Source organism: Saccharothrix isguenensis, from assembly GCF_052936305.1.
Genome location: NZ_CP193626.1, coordinates 2,644,799 through 2,662,574, shown reverse-complemented (window position 1 = coordinate 2,662,574; position 17,776 = coordinate 2,644,799). Strand labels below are relative to the sequence as shown.

14 protein-coding genes are annotated in these 17,776 nt (G+C 68.9%); 4 read left to right on the top strand and 10 right to left on the bottom strand.

Going from position 1 to position 17,776, the window contains the following annotated elements; all coding sequences use genetic code 11:
- Nucleotides 1-19 precede the first annotated feature (19 nt).
- From ACRAKI_RS12715 to ACRAKI_RS12695, 5 genes are all read right to left on the bottom strand, one after another.
- Nucleotides 20-961, bottom strand: a complete 942-nt coding sequence (locus tag ACRAKI_RS12715; RefSeq protein ID WP_447007267.1) for a carbohydrate ABC transporter permease — start codon at nt 959-961, stop codon at nt 20-22.
- A 191-nt stretch (nt 962-1,152) separates the two neighbouring features.
- Nucleotides 1,153-2,493, bottom strand: coding sequence for an ABC transporter substrate-binding protein (locus ACRAKI_RS12710; RefSeq protein ID WP_447007266.1), 1,341 nt, complete (start codon nt 2,491-2,493; stop codon nt 1,153-1,155).
- Between the two features lie 92 nt (nt 2,494-2,585).
- Nucleotides 2,586-3,923, bottom strand: coding sequence for an RICIN domain-containing protein (locus ACRAKI_RS12705; protein ID WP_447007265.1), 1,338 nt, complete (start codon nt 3,921-3,923; stop codon nt 2,586-2,588).
- Nucleotides 3,924-4,148: 225 nt separating this feature from the next.
- Nucleotides 4,149-5,942, bottom strand: a complete 1,794-nt coding sequence (locus ACRAKI_RS12700) for an RICIN domain-containing protein (protein ID WP_447007264.1) — start codon at nt 5,940-5,942, stop codon at nt 4,149-4,151.
- 276 nt (nt 5,943-6,218) lie between these two features.
- Nucleotides 6,219-8,264 carry a beta-galactosidase gene (locus ACRAKI_RS12695; RefSeq protein ID WP_447007263.1) on the bottom strand — a complete coding sequence of 682 codons (2,046 nt, stop codon included), beginning with the start codon at nt 8,262-8,264 and terminating at the stop codon, nt 6,219-6,221.
- Between the two features lie 335 nt (nt 8,265-8,599).
- Here ACRAKI_RS12695 and ACRAKI_RS12690 point away from each other — a divergent pair, with 335 nt between their 5' ends.
- Nucleotides 8,600-9,598, top strand: a complete 999-nt coding sequence (locus tag ACRAKI_RS12690; RefSeq protein ID WP_447007262.1) for a LacI family DNA-binding transcriptional regulator — start codon at nt 8,600-8,602, stop codon at nt 9,596-9,598.
- Between the two features lie 33 nt (nt 9,599-9,631).
- Here ACRAKI_RS12690 and ACRAKI_RS12685 read toward each other — a convergent pair whose 3' ends face one another.
- Nucleotides 9,632-10,912 carry an RICIN domain-containing protein gene (locus ACRAKI_RS12685; protein ID WP_447008406.1) on the bottom strand — a complete coding sequence of 427 codons (1,281 nt, stop codon included), beginning with the start codon at nt 10,910-10,912 and terminating at the stop codon, nt 9,632-9,634.
- A 681-nt stretch (nt 10,913-11,593) separates the two neighbouring features.
- Between ACRAKI_RS12685 and ACRAKI_RS12680 the strand changes: the two genes are divergently transcribed.
- Nucleotides 11,594-12,610 (top strand): zinc-dependent alcohol dehydrogenase family protein, encoded by a 1,017-nt coding sequence (locus ACRAKI_RS12680; RefSeq protein WP_447007261.1) that lies wholly within the window; start codon nt 11,594-11,596, stop codon nt 12,608-12,610.
- A 252-nt stretch (nt 12,611-12,862) separates the two neighbouring features.
- Nucleotides 12,863-13,213 carry a cyclophilin-like fold protein gene (locus ACRAKI_RS12675; RefSeq protein ID WP_447007260.1) on the top strand — a complete coding sequence of 117 codons (351 nt, stop codon included), beginning with the start codon at nt 12,863-12,865 and terminating at the stop codon, nt 13,211-13,213.
- A gap of 6 nt (nt 13,214-13,219) precedes the next feature.
- Here ACRAKI_RS12675 and ACRAKI_RS12670 read toward each other — a convergent pair whose 3' ends face one another.
- Entirely contained in the window at nt 13,220-13,360 is a 141-nt protein-coding gene (locus tag ACRAKI_RS12670) for a hypothetical protein (RefSeq protein WP_447007259.1), read from the bottom strand.
- 80 nt (nt 13,361-13,440) lie between these two features.
- Here ACRAKI_RS12670 and ACRAKI_RS12665 point away from each other — a divergent pair, with 80 nt between their 5' ends.
- Nucleotides 13,441-14,340, top strand: coding sequence for a helix-turn-helix transcriptional regulator (locus ACRAKI_RS12665; protein WP_447008405.1), 900 nt, complete (start codon nt 13,441-13,443; stop codon nt 14,338-14,340).
- Nucleotides 14,341-14,520: 180 nt separating this feature from the next.
- Here the strand turns inward: ACRAKI_RS12665 and ACRAKI_RS12660 are convergent, their stop codons facing one another.
- The 3 genes from ACRAKI_RS12660 to ACRAKI_RS12650 all read right to left on the bottom strand — a co-directional run bounded on the left by ACRAKI_RS12660 (nt 14,521) and on the right by ACRAKI_RS12650 (nt 17,716).
- Nucleotides 14,521-15,990 (bottom strand): family 43 glycosylhydrolase, encoded by a 1,470-nt coding sequence (locus tag ACRAKI_RS12660; RefSeq protein WP_447007258.1) that lies wholly within the window; start codon nt 15,988-15,990, stop codon nt 14,521-14,523.
- 194 nt (nt 15,991-16,184) lie between these two features.
- Entirely contained in the window at nt 16,185-16,331 is a 147-nt protein-coding gene (locus ACRAKI_RS12655) for a hypothetical protein (protein ID WP_447007257.1), read from the bottom strand.
- A gap of 23 nt (nt 16,332-16,354) precedes the next feature.
- Nucleotides 16,355-17,716: a family 43 glycosylhydrolase gene (locus ACRAKI_RS12650; RefSeq protein ID WP_447007256.1), complete on the bottom strand. Its 1,362-nt coding sequence runs from the start codon at nt 17,714-17,716 to the stop codon at nt 16,355-16,357.
- Nucleotides 17,717-17,776: the final 60 nt, after the last annotated feature.

Below are 17,776 nucleotides of genomic sequence, written 5' to 3'. Positions count from 1 at the left end.
TGGGTCGTCACCACGGTGCTCACACACCCTTCCGGGAGCCGCGCAGCTGCACGACGTAGGCGATGATCGCGGTGATGACGCCCATGACGATCGCGACGGTGGCCGAGTAGTTGTACTGCTGGCCGCTGAAGGAGAGGTTGTAGGCGTACATGTTGGGCGTGTAGTAGGTGCTGATCGCGCCCGGCGCGAGCGCCCGCAGGATGTTGGGCTCGTTGAACAGCTGGAAGCTGCCGATGATCGAGAAGATCGTGGCGATCATCAACGCACCGCGGATGGCGGGCAGCTTGACGCTCACCACCGTGCGCAACGCCCCCGCGCCGTCGATCGCCGCGGCCTCGTACAGGTCGTGCGGCACGACCTTGAGCGCCGAGTACAGGATCAGCATGTTGTAGCCGACGAACTCCCAGGTCACGATGTTGCCGATCGAGGCGAGGATCCAGTCGCCCGACAACGGCTCGACGGCCTTGCGCCCGAGCAGCTCATTGAGGTCCGCGGCCAGGCCGAAGTTGTCGCCGTAGATGAAGCCCCACATCAGCGCCGCCACCACACCCGGCACCGCGTACGGCAGGAAGATCACGATCCGGAAGAAGCCCGCCGCGTGCAGCCGCGCGCTGTCGATCGCCAATGCCGCCACCAGGGCCAATCCCAGCATCACCGGCACCTGCACCAGCAGGAACACCAGCACCCGCAGAAACGACTCCCAGAACTTCGCGTCGCCCAGCACGGCCGCGTAGTTGTCCAGTCCCACGAACTCCGTGCCGCCGAAGAACACCTGCTCGCGGAACAGGCTCAACCACATCGCATAGGCAATCGGCGCCAGGAACACCAAGGCGAACACCAGCAGGAACGGCGCGACGAACACCCAGCCTCGGCGATCCACGCGCAGGCGACGAGAGGGCCCGCTGGTCGGGCGCGCCGAACGTGCCGGCGGAACCTGGACCGGCGGCGAGATGGACGTCATCGTCACTCCTGTCGACCAGCACTGCGGCAGGTCATGTTCACGTTAACATTCCTCGTTGACGCTAACCCCGGGACCACGACGTGTCCAGTGTGGAGCGTCGATTCAGTCAGGTGGCTTTCCGGATTCCGCCGTCCACTCGCGATAGAGATGCCAGTCGGAGTGACGGTGGAGAACCACTTCTTGACACACCGTCAGCGGCCCGACACGGTGAAGCCGTGCTCATGGCCGTACCGGGTGATGGATTCCTGCCACTGGCTCAAGCCCGTCCTCAGGTCCGACTCACCGGCGATCGCCTTCCCGACGGTGTTGTCGAAGACCGTGTTGGCGTATTCCTGGTAGGGCAGGTACTGCCAGCCGGTGCCCACCCGTCGCGACGCCTCGGCGAAAACCCGGTTCGCGGGTTGGCCGCCGAAGAAGGGGACGGGCTGCTCGCGGAACGCGGGATCGTCCAGCAGGGCCTTGGTCGCCGGGAAAAGGCGCACGTCGGCGTTCAGCGACGCCGCGCCCTCGGGGTCGGAGTTGAGCCACTGGGCGAAGGCGATCGCGGCGGCCTTCTTCTCGCTCTCGGCCGTGACCGCGACCGAGGAGCCACCGTGCTCGCCGGCCGTCGGTTCGGCCGCGTTCCACTGCGGCATCGGGGCGACCGCCCACTGCCCACTCGTCCGCGGGATCGACTTCTCCAGGTTCGCCAGCCCCCACGCGCCTGCGAACCACGTGGCGTACCTGCCCTCCGCCATGGAGGTCCACCACTCGTCCGTCCACTCGGTGACGGGCTCGACCGTGCCGTCGTCCAGCATCGCTCCCCACACTTCGGCGAACGCGTCGACGCCGGCATCCGCGGTGAGGTTGACCCCGATCGACCTGTTCGGCCGGTTGGCGAACGGCCTTCCGCCCGCCTGCCAGATCAGACCGCCCACTGTGCCGAAGTCCACCGGGTCCAAGGAGGTGACGTAGGTGCCTGGCCGATCGCGCTTGAGGCGCTGGGCGGTCCTGCGGTACTGGTCCCACGTCGCAGGTGGCTCCAGGCCCAGCCGGTCGAAGATGTCCTTCCGGTAGAACATCACCATCGGTCCGGTGTCCTGGGGGATGCCGTAGATCTTGTCGTCCACCACGACTTGTGACCACGCCGACGCGGTGAACCGCTCTTCGAGGTCCGCCACCCCGTACGGGGTGAGGTCGGCGATCTGGCCGGAGGTCGCGAACTGCGGCAGGGCGAAGTACTCGATCTGGGCCAGGTCGGGGGCGCCGACCTTGGTGTTGAGCGTGTTCTGGAGCCTGAGGTAGTGGTCCGGCCCCTGACCGGCGTTGACCACGTCGACCTTGATCTTGGGGTGCGCGGTCTCGAACTTGTCGACCGCCTTCTCGATGTTGGGCACCCACGTCCAGAAGGTCAGCGTGGTCGGCTGGTCCAGCGCCGCCCGCACCGCTGCCGCACCGGTCGGCTGCTCGTCGGCGGACCCGCAGCCGGCCAGCGCCGCGGCTGCGACCACGAGCACCGCGAGGGTGCGGCGCGGTCGTCTCTCGGAGGGCATGGGGCGGCCTTTCACGGATTTGTCGTGGGGAGGGGATGAGGGCGTCGCCGGTCGCCCGCCGCTGCTGTCGCGGCGGGCGACCGGCCGTGGTCCTACACCAGCAACCACTGCTGGTTGGCGCCACCGTTGCAGGTGTACTGGGTCAGTGCGGTCCCGGCGGTCGTGGAGAACGCGCTGAGCTCGAGGCACTGCCGGCTGTTGACGTTGGCCAGGGTGAAGTAGCCGCCGATCGTCGGCGTTCTCGTCCACAGCTGCGCCGTGCTGCTGTTGCACGTCTGCTGCACGGCGGCCGCCCCACCGGCGGTGGAGCCGCCGGCGATCGCCAGGCACTTGCCGCTGCCGGCGGCCACGAGCCTGTAGTTGTCACCCACCCGTGTCACCGTCCAGAACTGGTTGGCTGCGCTGTGGCAGCCGTACTGGTTGACCGGCGCGCCGTCGGCGGTGCTGCTGCCCCACACGTCGGCGCACATGTTGCTGTTCTGGTTGACCAGGTGGTTGCTGCGGGAATCGAGCGGCGCCGACAGGACCGGCCACCCGTTGACCATCGAGATGTGGCGGATGTCCAGCTCGGGGCGGCCGTTCTGGTTGCCGTTGTAGTAGTGGTAGGCGAGGTACTTCTCGGCTCCGTCGTCGTAGACGTCCGCGCCGCCCGCGCCGACCTTCGGCCACGCGCCGCGCATGACCACGGTGCCGCCTTCAGGGGCGGTCAGCGCCACGCCATTCCGGTCGAGGTACGGTCCGGTGAGGCTCGTGGACCGGCCGACGACGGTGTAGTAGGTGCTGTTGGTCCCGATGCAACAGCTGCCCTCCGAGCCGAACAGGTAGTAGTACCCGTCGCGGTACATGAAGGTCTGGCCCTCGATGCCGTTGGCCACCCGCCACGTCCTGGTGTCGCTCGTGGACAACTTGCCCGTGGCCGGGTCGAGCACCCGCATGTACGTGCCGTACCAGGAACCCCAGGCCACGTAGAGGCGACCGTCCTGACCCCACTCCACCGCCGGGTCGATCGGGTAGTCCCTGTCGGTGATCATGCCCTGGTCCGTCCACGGGCCTTCGATGCTCGGCGAGGTGAGCAGGCCCATGACCGCGTAGTAGCCCTTGCCGGGAATCGAGGCGGCGTAATACAGGTAGTACCGGTTGTTGAAGAACTTGATGTCGGGCGCCCAGATGTGCGTGGGGTTCTCGCCGAGCCGGTCGATGATCCAGCGCGGCGTGGACCCCCACACGTTGGCGATCCTGGTCCAGCCGGTGGCCGCGTTCCCGGCGCACGTCCGGCGCACGGAGATCGTGGGCGCGTCGGTGGCGAAGGAGTAGTAGCAGCTGCCGACCTTCATGACGCTCGGGTCGTGTCCCACGACGTCGCCGCTGAGCGCGGTGGCCGGGGTGGTGCCGGCGAGGTGGAGCAGCGCCGTCGCCACCAGCGTCAGCACGCAGGTGATGGCGAGACCGCGACGTCGGCTCCGGTACCGGACAGGGTGGAAAGTGTCGTCTTTGACTCTTTCGAACATTGATTCCTCATTTCCGAGGAGAACACCCGGCCGGATTGACCGGTATGTCCGGGGAGGCGTGCTTGTCCGCGCAGCCACGGGAAGGCCCCCGGTCGAACCAGGTGGCCTCCCCCTGGCGCTAGGCGGTGTGCGCGCGTCAACCGTCGACTAGCTCGACACCTGGACGAGCGACCACTGCTGTTCGAGGCCGTTCACGTCCGGCCACTGGATGACCTGCGCGCCGTCGGCGGTGGATCCACCACCGACGCTCAGGAGCTTGCCGCTGTGACGGGCGCGGATCTTGTAGTAGGCGCCCACCGGTTCGAGCCGGAACGACTGGTCGAACGCGGTGTTCTGCACCCACTGCGCCGCGTGCGCCGCGTCGGCCGTGCTCGCGCCGTAGATGGACACCGCCCGGCCGCTGTTGCGGTTGAGCAACGTCCGGTAGCCGTCACCGGTGTCCGTGACGTGCCAGTGCTGGTTGAAGCCGCCGTTGTCCGCCCACTGCACGAGGTTGGCGCCGTCGGCCAGGTCGGCGCCGTACGCGTCGAGCACCTTGCCGCTCTGCCGGTTGACCAGCTTGTAGTACGCCCCGGCGGATCGCCCGAAATCGATGTCGGCGTGGCTGATGGTGCCCGCCCCGGAGAGGATCAGCACTCGGCCGGTGCGCGGCACGTACGTGAGGTTGCGGAAGTAGCCCGCCTGGATGGTGGTGCGCTGCCGCGTCCAGGGACCGGTGCTGCTGCCGCTGGGGTTGACCCAGACGTCGCCGCTGCCGGATGCGTTGAACATCAGCCGGCCGTCGGGCAGCCGGATGACGACCGGGCTTCCACCGGTGGTGAGCGCGGGGGAACCGGCGGTGACCGGGAGCGCGCTGATGTTGGTTCCCGCCGCACCGCCCACCGAGCGGAAGTCCAGCGGGTTCGACGAGATCTTGTAGCGCACGTTGTCGCCGCCGCCGAAGTACTCGTACGTCATCATCCACCGGCCGTCGGAGGTCGGCACCACGTTCGGCATGCCCGGACGGCCGCCGCCGATCTGGCTGACACCGGCAACGGTCTCGGTGAGGCCCGCGACGTCCACCACGGGTGCGCTCCACCCGCTGGAGGTGTAGCCGTTCCAGGTCCGGTGGGCGATGACCTGCCCGTGGGAGTCGGGTGCGGTGCCGTTGTCGGCGCGCATGGTCAGGACACCGGTCGAGGGGTTGTAGCCGGTGAAGTCGTTCTCGTCCGAGTAGTAGGCGACGAGCTGGTTGTTGTACACCATCAGGTACGGCTCCCAGACGGGGTCGACCTGGCGGTAGGTGTTGGCGCGGGCGATGCGCTGGCCGATGGCGCCGGCGCTGCCGCCCTGCCAACCGGCCGTGGTGATGATGTTGAGGAAGTTCCAGGACGCGCCCTGGTCGGTGCTGGAGTACAGGGCGGTCGCCATGTCGCGGCGGTCACCGTCGTTGGTCGGCACCCAGTTCGGGTCGGCGGCCTTCTGCTCGGTGTAGTAGTGGTCCTCCCCCGTCACGGTCGTCGCCAGCAGCAACGTGCCCGCGCTCAGGTTGCCGACGTTCTGGGGAAGGGTGTAGAAGAACGGGCTGCCCCAGTTGCTCGTGTACTTCGCGTGCGCGGGGTTGCTCGACATGTACGCCGGCGCCCGTACCTCGGCCAGTGGCTGCCAGGTCGTGCCGTCGTCGTCGCTCTTGTACACGGGGATTACCTGACCGACCGCCGTGCCGGTCGGGCCGACGAGGGCTCTTTCGAAGCCGGCGACCAGGCGGCCGCTCGGGAGCGCCGCGGACTTGGAGTAGATCGCGCAGTTGCCGAGGCCCTTGGTGCATTGCGCGTTGGCGGGAAGTTGGTAGAGCGTTCGAGGAGTCGGGCTGACTGCCCCGGCGGGAACGGTGGGGATGGCCAACAGCGCCAGTCCCATCACCGCGGTCACGGCCCTCGCGAGCCACTTCTTCGTGTTCACGGGCTGTCCAATCGGGATTGTTCGGTTCTCGTGGTGGTTGTCCGGAGCTGGAGGCGGAAAGCCGGGCCACCGGAGCGATCGTCGCCATGTTCACGTAAACATGACTGCGTGGGCATCACTGGTGTCGAGGCTTGCCGACGCTTCGCCGCGCCGGAGCCGGCGCGGCTGCCTTGAGGAACGGTGTGTCGTCGGTCGACAGCCCCGAAGCGGGGATCGGTGAGTGCGGTGCCTGCCGCAGGATTCTCATCACGTGACCTCTCTCGTGGAGCGCACGGGTCATTCGGCGTGTCGCCGGAGCACGGACACCGCCCGCGGTGGCAAAACGAGCTGCCGCCCGGAGGCGTCGGGGCCGACGACGATGTCGCCGTCCAGGTCGGGGACGTCGACAGGCTCGTCGGTGCGGTTGATCAGGAACCAGAAGGTCGCGTCGTGGCCACCGCGGACGGCCAGCTCGACCCGGCCACGGGCCTCCGGCGGGAGTTCGCTGCGGATGGCGGCCGCGTCCAGCAGCTCCGCCAGCACCGGACGCAGACCCGCGGCCCCGAGGCGGGTGGACACGTACGTGGCCGACCCGGTCGCGGTGACGCGCCTGGTGACCGCGGGCCGATCCGCGTGGTCCCCGGTCTTGTACCAGGCGAGCACCTCCACCTCGGCCGAGGTGACGTCGATGCGGTCGGTCCACATCGTGCCGGTCGTGCCGTTGTCCAGGTCGACCCGCCGGTCGTCGGGCAGGGGGCCGAACTCCTCGATCCGGATGCCCAGCAGTTCCCTCAGCGCGCCGGGGTGACCACCGGTCCAGACGTGATCGTTCTCGTCGACGACGCCGGAGAAGTACGTCACCGCGAGGTGTCCCCCGTTCGCGACGTAGGCGTCCAGGCGCTCGGACAACGCCGCCGGGACCACGTGCAGCACCGGGGCGACGACGACGTCGTACCCGTCGAGCGGCGTGTGCGCGGGCACCACGTCGACGCGGACGCCGAGGTCGAGGAAGGCCGAGTACCAGTCGAGCGCTTCCTGGCGGTAGTCCAGGAGCGAGGTCGGGTGGGAGTCCTGCTCGCACGCCCACCAGGACTCCCAGTCGAAGAGGATCGCGGCCCGGGCCGGGCGGCGCACCGTGCCCGCGACAGGAGCGAGCTCCTCCAGGGTCCGGCCGAGGTCCTTGACGGAGCGGAAGACCTCGCTGTCCTCCCCGGCGTGCGGCAGCATCGCGGAGTGGTACTTCTCCGCACCGGCGACCGACTGCCGCCACTGGAAGAAGCACACCGCGTCGGCGCCGTGGGCCACGTGGGTCAGCGAGTCCCGGGCCAGCTCGCCCGGCCGTTTCGCCAGGTTGACGGGCTGCCAGTTGACGGCGCTGGTGGAGTGCTCCATCAGGAACCAGGGGCGTCCCGGCGCCAGGTTGCCGGTCAGGTTCGCCGAGAACGACAGCTCGTCGAGCGCCTGCGGCCCGGGGTGCACGTAGTGGTCGTTGGAGACGAAGTCGACCTCGTCCGCCCAGTCCGCGTAGTTCATGCCCTTGATGCCGCGCATGACCATGAAGTTCGTCGTGACCGGCACGTCCGGGGTGACAGCCCACAGGAGGTCGCGCTCGGCCCGCAGGTAGTCCTTCAACGCGTCGGAGGAGAAGCGCTTGAAGTCCAGCTGCTGCGTCGGATTCGGGTGTGCCGCCGCCTGCCGGGGAGGCAGGACCTGGTCCCAGTCGCTGTAGTGCTGCGACCAGAACGCCGTGCCCCAGGCGGAGTTCAGCTCGTCCAGCGTGCCGTACCGGGCCCGCAACCACGTTCGGAACGCACGCGAGGCGTCGTCGGAGTAGTCGTAGACGTTGTGGCAGCCCAACTCGTTGGACACGTGCCAGGCCGCCAGCGCCGGGTGGTCGGCGTACCGCTCGGCCAGGGCGCGCACCAGGCGCAGCGCGTGCTCGCGGAAGACGGGCGAGGTCGGCCGCCAGTGCTGGCGAGCACCCGGCCACACCGTCGCGCCGGTCCGGTCCACGGGCAGGACCTCGGGGTGCTCGGTGGTCAACCACGGTGGTGGCGAGGCCGTCGCCGTCGCGAGGTCCACGGCGATGCCGCCCGCGTGCAGCAGGTCCATGACGGTGTCGAGCCACGTGAAGTCGTAGGCGCCCCGCGTTGGCTGGAGCCGCCCCCACGAGAAGATCCCCAAGGACACGATGTTCACCCCGGCCGCCCGCATCGCCCGGACGTCGTCGTGCCACACCTCGGCGGACCACTGCTCCGGGTTGTAGTCGGCGCCGTAGGCCAGCCGCGCCCTGGCGGTCGCGTCGGGCCGGCGTAGCCAGCGGGGGGCAGGACGAGGGACCACTGCTGCTCCTTGACGTTGCGAGTGCACCACGAGTGGTCGATCGGCTCGACCACTCGCTTCATGTTTACGTCAACATGGCCGTGGGCACGCGATCGCAACCCTTTGGGCACAAGCGATCGACAAAGGAGTCCGCCACAGGCCGACGCGAGCGCCGACGGCCCATGTTAACGTGAACATCGAGCTGATAGTGTCACCGTGGCACACGGTCGTCAAGACCCGACGCGTCAGTAGCAGGCGCCCGTCGAGGAAGGTGGTAGGCGATGAGCGCCGCGGAAAGATCGTCAGGAACGACACCACCGGCTTCGTCCGGCCGCCGGGGTCGCACGAAACGCGGGGTGTCCATCGGCGACGTGGCGAGACTGGCCGGTGTCTCGTCACAGACGGTGTCCCGGGTGTCCACCGGTCATCCCCGGGTGATCCCCTCGACCCGTGACCGCGTGCTCGCCGCGATGAAAGAGCTGGGTTACCGACCCAACAGCGCCGCGCGCGCCCTGAGGATGGGCGAGTTCCGCACCCTCGGCGTCGTGCTCTTCACGCTGTCGAGCACGGGCAACAGCCGAACGGTCGAGGCGATCGCCGACCACGCCGCCGCGGAGGGCTACGCGATCACGCTCATCCCCGTCGCGAGGCCGACCCAGGACGACGTGCTCGGGGCGTTCACCCGCCTGGAAGAACTGGCGGTGGACGGGGTCATCGTGATCATGGAGGTGCACCTGTTGGACACCGCCACGGTGACGCTGCCGCCCGGCGTGCAGCTCGTCGTGGTCGACTCCGACGCGGGAGACCACTACGCCGTGGTCGACAGCGACCAGTACGACGGCGCCCGGCAAGCCGTCCGCCACCTGCTGGACCTGGGGCACCGCACGGTCTGGCACGTCGCCGGTCCGACCGGGTCGTTCTCCGCCGAACGCCGCGCCAACGCCTGGCGCACGACCCTGAAGGAGGCGGGCCGCCGCGTTCCGCGCATCGAGCAGGGCGACTGGTCGGCTGCCTCCGGCTACCAAGCCGGCCTTCGACTGGCCGAGCAAACGCGGTGCACCGCCGTGTTCGTCGCCAACGACCAGATGGCGCTGGGCGTGCTGCGCGCCTTCCACGAACACGGTCGCACCGTGCCCGACGACATCAGCGTGGTCGGGTTCGACGACATCCCCGACGCCGGCTACTTCATCCCACCGCTGACCACGGTCCACCAGGACTTCGCCGAGGTGGGGCGGCGCTGCGTCCAGCGCCTGCTCCAGCAGATCCGCCATGCGGGGAACGGCTCCGACGCGGGTCTGGTGCCCACCCAGCTGGTCATCCGCCACAGCACGGCGCCACCCCGCCGCGCGCGGTGACGCGGGCGGCGGGGCTCCTCGTGCCGCGAACCGTCAGGCAGGCGCCTGGCGCCAACGCTGGTTCGTGCCGCCGCCGCACGTCCACTGGACGAGCAGCGTCCCGCTGGCCGGGCTGTACGACGGGACGTCGAGGCACTTGCCGCTGGCGCGGTTGACCAGTGACACAGTGGTGGTGTCGAACCGGCGCACGGTCCACTGCTGGTTGTCACCGCCGTGGCAGCCGTACTGCAGCACGCTCGCGCCGTCCGCGGTCGAGCTGCCCGACACGTCCAGGCACGAACCGTTGGCCCGGTTGATCACCTCGACGTAGCCGCCCGCCCTGGCGCGGAACTGCCAGTGCTGCGACTGCGCGGTCGACGCGGTCGCCTGCTGCACCGAGGAGCCGGACGTGTCGAGCCTGAGGCCGCTGTGCTGCGCGGTGAAGGTCGAGAACGGACCGACGCCGCCCGCGGTCTGGGTCACCGTGCGGATCGTGCCGTCCGCGTTGTGGTGCAGGCGATCCATCACGACCGACCGCTTGAAGTCACCGCCGCCGGTGCGGGCGTTCTTGTGGTAGGCGATGTACCACTCCCCCTGGTACTGCACGATCGACTGGTGGTTGGTGCTGACGTTGACGTAGTCCAGGACCACGCCGCGGTAGGTGAACGGCCCCAGAGGCGACGTGCCGGTGGCGTAGTGGATCTGGCCCGGCCAGCCGGTCGAGTAGGTGAAGTAGTAGGTGCCGCCGACCTTGTGGAGGTGGGGAGCCTCGCCGTACACCGTCGAACCGGTCACCCGGACGTCGGTGATCGGCCCGGCCGTGGACACCATGTCCGCGCCCAACCGGACCACCTTCGGCGTCCGCGTGCCGAAGTACATGTAGGACGAACCGTCGCTGTCGGTGAAGACCATCGGGTCGATGGGCTCCTCGCCGACGTTCACGTCCCGGGCCCGGTCGACGAGCGGGTTGCCGCGGGCGTCGGAGAACGGGCCCGTCGGCGACGACGACACCGCCACACCGATCTTCGTCCGGTCCACGGGGAGGTAGAGGTAGTAGCGCCCGTTCCGCTCCGCCGCACCGGGCGCCCAGGCGTACTGGCTCGCCCAGGAGAACCCGGAGACCGAGAACACGTCACCGTGGTCGGTCCAGTCGACCAGGTTGGACGACGAGTACGACCGCCAGGACCTCGAGTCCCAGTAGGTGCCGCTGTTCGTCTGGTCGTCGGTGAGGTAGAGGTGCACCCGCCCGTTGAACACGTGCGCGGAGGGGTCCGCGACGAACCGGTCGGGGATGACCGGGTTCGCGGCACTCGCCTGCGGCAGGCCGATCACCATCGAACCCACGAGCACACCGGCGGCCACCATGCCGCCAAGGGCCAGTCGGCCATTGCGTGAAGTCCTGATCCTGATCACTTCCAATCTGCGGCGTGCGGACTGCGTCCCGCATGCCAGACAGTGGGATTCCGAGCGATGACCGGCGTCGCCGACGCCTCCGGGCACCCGTGCAGCCGGTGAACGGCATCGCCAGCGGGTCGCGCCACTTGAAGGCGCTGTGTTAACGCTAACAGGACCCGTGGCGAAACCCAATACCCCGAGCGGTGCTCCCCCACCCCGGGCGAAAGTTCCTACCACGCCCCGACTTGCCGTAGGACGGCCAGTCGTTTCCGCCCGTTGCGGCGGCCCGGCGCGCCACCACACCGGCACCACGCAAACGTGCTCGGCACGAGAGTCCCGCTCACGCCGACGCGACCATCGTGGTCGCCCCTGGTCGCGACTACGGCACTTGGAAAAGCCTGCGGGGTGTACTGCCGGTACACCTCTCGGTGGTGACTCGCTGAACGGACGATGAGCGGCTTACCTGGATACGTGGCTCTTCCCCGCCCGGCGTGAACACGACTGGGCAGTGGGGCCGCACCCGGCGTCGGAACGGCTTCCCACCGCCTGCGCCGGACCCGCGACCGCACTCGGCGGCCGGTACACCCCGTACCTCACGCCTCACCACGGAAGGACTCCCCCATGCGCGGAGCAGTGATCCACGCACCCGGCGATGTCCGCTTGGAAACCCTGGACGATCCGAAGATCCTCCACCCGATCGATGCGATCATCCGCACGGCTGTCACCTGCGTGTGCGGTTCGGACCTGTGGCCCTGGCGCGGCCTGGAGCCGGTCGGCGAGGCGCACCCGATGGGCCACGAGTACGTGGGCTTCGTCGAGGAAGTCGGCGCCGAGGTCACCTCGGTCAAGCCGGGCCAGTTCGTCGTCGGCTCCTTCGCGACCTCGGACAACACCTGCGCGAACTGCCGCAACGGCTTCCAGTCGAACTGCCTGCACCGCGAGTTCATGAGCACCTGCCAGGCCGAGTACGTGCGCATCCCCCACGCCCAGGGAACCCTGGTGGCCACCGACGAGGTGCCCGGCGAACAGCTGTGGCCCGGCCTACTGGCCGTTTCCGACGTCCTGGGCACCGGCTGGTGGGCGGCCGACGCCGCCGAGGTCAAGCCCGGCTCGACCGCCGTGGTCGTCGGGGACGGTGCGGTGGGCCTGTGCGGGGTGATCGCGGCCAAGGAGATGGGCGCGGAGCGCATCATCGCCATGTCGCGGCACGCCTCCAGGCAGAACCTCGCCCGACAGTTCGGCGCCACCGACATCGTCACCGAACGCGGCGAGGAGGGCATCGCCCGGATCAAGGACCTCACCGGCGGCATCGGCGCCGACTCCGTCCTGGAGTGCGTCGGCACCGCCCAGGCCATGCGGCAGGCCCTGCACTCGGCACGGCCCGGCGGCAGCGTCGGCTTCGTCGGGGTCCCCCACGACGTCGCCGTCGACGGGCAGGAACTCTTCTTCTCCCACGTCGGGCTGCGCGGCGGCCCCGCCCCCGTGCGCCGCTACCTGCCCGACCTCATCGACCGCGTCCTGTCGGGCCGGATCGACCCCGGCGAGGTCTTCGACCTCACCCTGCCCCTCGACCAGGTCGCCGAGGGCTATCGGGCCATGGACGAACGCCGCGCCGTCAAAGCCCTCCTCAAGCCCTGACAGACGAGTATCCACGTGCACTGGCCGGCCCCCGTCACCGACCAGGAGTACTCCATAACTCCGACCGAGCGAACAAGGGAGAACCGGGTGCTCCGCGCACTACCACGAATCGCTTCCGCGGTCGTGCTCGTACTGGCCGTGCCTGCCTGCGGCACCAGCTCGACGCCTCCTCCGGACGCCTCATCCCCACGCTCCGGTCAGCAGACGTCGACGCCGGAGGTGCCACCCGCACCGTCCGAGGGGACCACCGCCATGCCCATCCGCCTGACGATCGACGGTCACCCGATCGACGCCACTGTGAACACCGGCGCCACCTCGCGCGACCTCGTCACCCTCCTCCCGCTCACCTTGGACGTGGAGGACTTCCACCAGACCGAGCGGATCGCCTACCCGCCCCGCGAGCTGGACACCTCCGACGCCCCGGACGCCGCCACACCGAAGGCGGGAGACCTGGCCTACTTCGCCCCGTGGGGCAACCTGGCCCTCTTCTACCGCGACGGCCCGCACTCGCCGGGCCTGGTCATCCTGGGCCACCTCGACCACGACGAAGACACCGAACGGCTCGCCACCGCCGAACGCGTCACCATTGAAGCCCGGTCCTGACCCGGATCACCCCCCACTCCGGACCGGCACGGTGGTCGGGAAGACCACGGTGACGACCAGGCCGGCGGTGACCCGCGCCTGGCGACGCACCAGGCCGGACACGCCCCTGTCGGCCGGCACCGCCGGCGCGGAGACCGGTGAGGGCATGTAGTCGAGCAAACCCGCTGCGGGCAGCGCCGAGAAGACACCACCATAGGTGTACCGGCAGTACATCGCAGTTCAGCGGGATGCGTCGTACCGTCGAGACCGTGGACGACAACCGAGCCGAAGTGCGCGACTTCCTCACCTCGCGGCGCGCCAAGGTCACGCCCGAGCAGGCCGGCCTGCCGACCGCGGGGCAGCGCCGCGTCCCCGGGCTGCGCCGCACCGAGGTGGCCGCGCTGGCCGGGATGAGCGTCGAGTACTACGCCAAACTCGAGCGCGGTCACCTCGCCGGGGTCTCCCCCGGTGTGCTGGAGGCAGTCGCCCGCGCCTTGCGACTCGACGATGCCGAGCGTGCACACCTGCTGCGCCTGGCACAAGAGGCCAACGGCAGCGGCGCACTGCTGCGTCCCACCCGCAAACCGAAACAGCGCACGATCCGACCCAGCCTGCAATGGTCGCTCGACAGCGTCACCGCCCCGGCGATCATCGTGAACCTGCGCCAGGACCTGCTCGCCGCGAACCTGCTCGGCCGGGCGTTGTACCGCGATGTCTACACCGACGCAGCCGGTGTGCCGAACTTCGGCCGGTTCACCTTCCTCGACCCTGCCGCGCGCCGCTTCTACCCGAACTGGAACATCGCCGCCGACATGCTCGTGGCCAACCTGCGCACTGCCGCGGGCGTCGACCCGCACGACAAAGGCCTGCACGACCTCGTGGGCGAGCTGTCCACCCGCAGCGACGAGTTCCGCCGCCGCTGGGGCGCGCACAACGTCCGCATCCACGGCACCGGCATGAAAACCTTTCACCACCACGTCGTCGGAGACCTCGACCTGGCGTACGAGAGCATGGAACTGCGGGCCGAGCCAGATCTCACCATGACGATCTACGCCGCCGAACCCGACTCGCCGACCGCGCAGGCACTGTCGCTGCTCGCCTCCTGGGCAGCCTCCGACACCGGCATCTTGTCAACGCCCGAGCGCTGACCGCCGCGCGCAACCGCCCACTGCGGATGCCTGCAGGTCCGGGCCTGTGTCGATGCCCTGTCAGTCACCTGTGGACAGTTCCTTCCCCAGGCGAGTTCAGCGCCTGTCCTGGCTACGGTTACCGGCCGGCCGATCAGAGACCGTTCGATCGGCCGGCCGGTACGCCTCTGGCTCAACTACTCAGTACACGTACGGCCAGCCGTTCTGGTCCCAGCCGAGTTTGTTGATGCCGAGCAGCGGGCTCCCGTTGGCGGCGTAGTAGTGGTAGAAGAGGATTGATCCGTCGGTGTCGTCCAGGTACTCCTGGTGGCCGGGGCCGTGGATGTTGCCGTGACCGGCAAGGATCTCGGTGCCACCGCCGGACATCATCGACACCCCGTCGCGGTCGGTGAAGGGGCCGTTGACCGAGGTGGAGCGGCCCACCATGATCCGGTAGTCGCTGGCGGCGCCCCGGCAGCAGTAGTCGAAGGAGACGAACAGGTAGTAGTAGCCGCCGTGGCGGATGAGGGTGGCCGCCTCAATGGGGAGCTGCGGGAATGGCGCGTTCCGGCTGGCGATGTTGATGAGTGTCGAGTCGGTGCGCTTGCCGGTCACCGGGTCAAGCCGGAACTGCTTGAGACCGGAGTAGTAGGAGCCGAGGGTCAGCCACCAGCCGCCCCGGGTGTCGATGGTCAAGGTCGGGTCGATGGCGTTGAAGTTCTCCCCGGTGCGCGACTCGTAGATCAGGCCTTCATGCCTCCACGATCCCGCGGCGCCGGTGGTACTGGTGGCCAGGAAGATCGCCGAGCGCGAGGAGCCGATGCTGGAGGCCGAGTAGTACATGTAGTACCGGCCGTTGACGTAGGTGAGGTCGGGGGCCCATATCTGGTTGCTGTTGTTCGTGTACGGGTGGGCCCACGGGACGCCGCCGGGGAACGCCGAGCCCGCGTTGCGCCAGTCGGTGCGGTCGTTGGAGGTCTTCAGCGGAATGTTGTCCCCGGTGTGCGCGAGGAGATAAGTGCCGTTGGAACGCTTGACCACCGTGGGGTCGTGCACGCCGGTGTCACCGGTGACCAGACCGGGACGAGGGTAGGGGGGCCGGTCGCCGGTCCTGATGAGCTGCCACTGCTGGTTCGCGCCGCCCAGGTCGGTGTACTGGGAGACGCGGGCGCCGTCGGTGGTGGACCACCCCCACACCTCCAAGGCCTTGCCGCTGTTGCGGTTGATCAGGCGGATGTGGCCGCCCTCGCTGTCGCTGACGCGGAACTGTTGGTTGGTGCCGTTGTGGTCGGTCCACAGCGCGACGTTCGCGCCGTCGGCGGTGGAGGCGGCGGCGATGTCGAGGACCTTTCCGCTGTGCACGGAGCGCAGCCGGTAGTAGCCGCCGCCGGAGTCGACGAACTGCCACTGTTGCCAGGCGTTGTTGTTGCGTGACCACTGGTCGATGGCGGCGCCGTTGGCGGTGCCCTGGTTGAAGACCTCCAGGACCTTGCCGCTGTGCCGGTTGGCCAGGATGTAGGTGGCGTTGGTGTCGATGTAGGCCGCGCTGGCCGGGGCCGCGGCCACGATCGCCTGGACGAGCGAGAGCAGGATCGCGACAACTGCCGTGATCGCGGTGGCGACCCGGGGGTGGATGCGCCGCCGACTGGAAGGGGCTGTGATGGTGTCCATGGAAGACCTTTCGTTCCGGACGAAGGTCGAGATGACGCACAGGCGGATAGCGCTGACATTCGCGAGGGTTTCTGCTTTCACACGCTGCCCTCGCGCACGAGTCATGTGTCCGTTGCCCAGAGCTTCTCGGGGCGGTGCTCCGGGTTGTTGTCGTCACCGCAGCAGCTGGTGCCGGCCCGCATTGTTCGCAGCGGTCAGTTGATCCGTACGATCTGCCGGCCTTCCCACGTGCCGTGGTGGACACTGGGTTTGGCCCCGATGGTCGCGTCGCCGCGGGTGACTGCTGTGCCGAGCGCGGTGCTCGCCGCCGCGGCGAGCACCGCTCTGCGGTTGATCGTCAATCCTCCTCGACGTCCATCGGTGGTCAGACGACGCTCGGCCAGCCGGCGGCGTCGTAGACCAGGCGGTTGATGCCCAGCAGCGAGGCGCCGTTGTCGGCGTAGTAGTGGTAGACCAGGATGTCGCCGTCGGTGTCGGCGAGCACGGCCTGGTGGCCGGGGCCGTGGATGTTGCCGTGCCCGGCCAGGATCTCCGTGCCGCCGCCGGAGGTCATCGCGCGGCCGTTGCGGTCGACGTAGGGGCCGGTGACGCTGGTGGAGCGGCCCACCATGATGCGATAGGTGCTTTGCGCGCCGCGGCAGCAGTAGTCGAACGAGACGTACTGGTAGTAGTAGGCGCCGCGCTTGACGATGAACGGCGCCTCGATCGCGCCACTGCTGGCGATGGAGGTCATCGAGCTGCCCGACCGCAGACCCGTGGCGGGGTCGAGCGGGATGAGCTTGATGCCGGACCAGAAGGAGCCGAAGTTCAGCCACCAGCGGCCCTGGTCGTCCACGACCAGGTTCGGGTCGATGGCGTTGAAGTTGTCGGCCGGACGGGACGACACGACCAGGCCGCGGTGGGTCCAGGTGCCGGGGTTGCCGCTGGGGCTGGTGGCCAGGAAGATCGCCGAGTTCATGGAGCCGAAGGTCGATGCCGAGTAGTACATGTAGTACTGGCCGTTGCGGAAGGAGATGTCCGGCGCCCACAGCTGCGGGCTGTTGTTCGTGTAGGCGTTGGCCCACGGCGTGCCGCCGGGGAACGCGGAACCGATGTTGCGGAAGGCGATCCGGTCGGTGGAGGTCTTCAACGGGATGCCGTCGCCCGTGTACGCGACCAGGTAGCTGCCGTCGGGGCGCTTGACGACGGTCGGGTCGTGCACGCCGATGTCACCGGTGACGTAACCGGGGTTCGGGTAGGCCGACCTGCCGGTGGACCAGCGCTGGTTGGGCGCACCGGTGCACGTCCACAGGATCACCCGCGTGCCGTTCGCGGTGCCGTGGTTGAGCACGTCCAGGCACAGGTTCGATTGGGTGGCGGTGATCGTGCCGTCGCCGTTGCGCCGGAACTTCTGGTTCGCGGCACCCGTGCAGTTCCAGCTCACCAGCCGGGTGCCCGGCGCGGTGCCGAAGTTGTAGGCGTCCAGGCAGCGGGTGCCGTCGAACGTCCGCATCTCACCCGCGGCGGTGAACTCCCAGCCCTGGTTCGCCTGCCCGTTGCAATCCCAGATCTGCACCTCGCTGCCGGGGGTGGAGTTGTTGTCCACCACGTCCAGGCAGCGACCGGACCCGGCGCCGACGAGGGATGGACCGATGACGGCCGACGCCGTGGGCGCGCTGACCAACGTGGTCAAGAGTGCGGCTATGAGCAGGACGGCTCCGGTGAGCCGGGATCGAGCGGTTGACATGGCTGCCTCCATTGGCAATGGATGTGTGGTGGTCGACGAACGGCGTGGGGTCGGGGACAT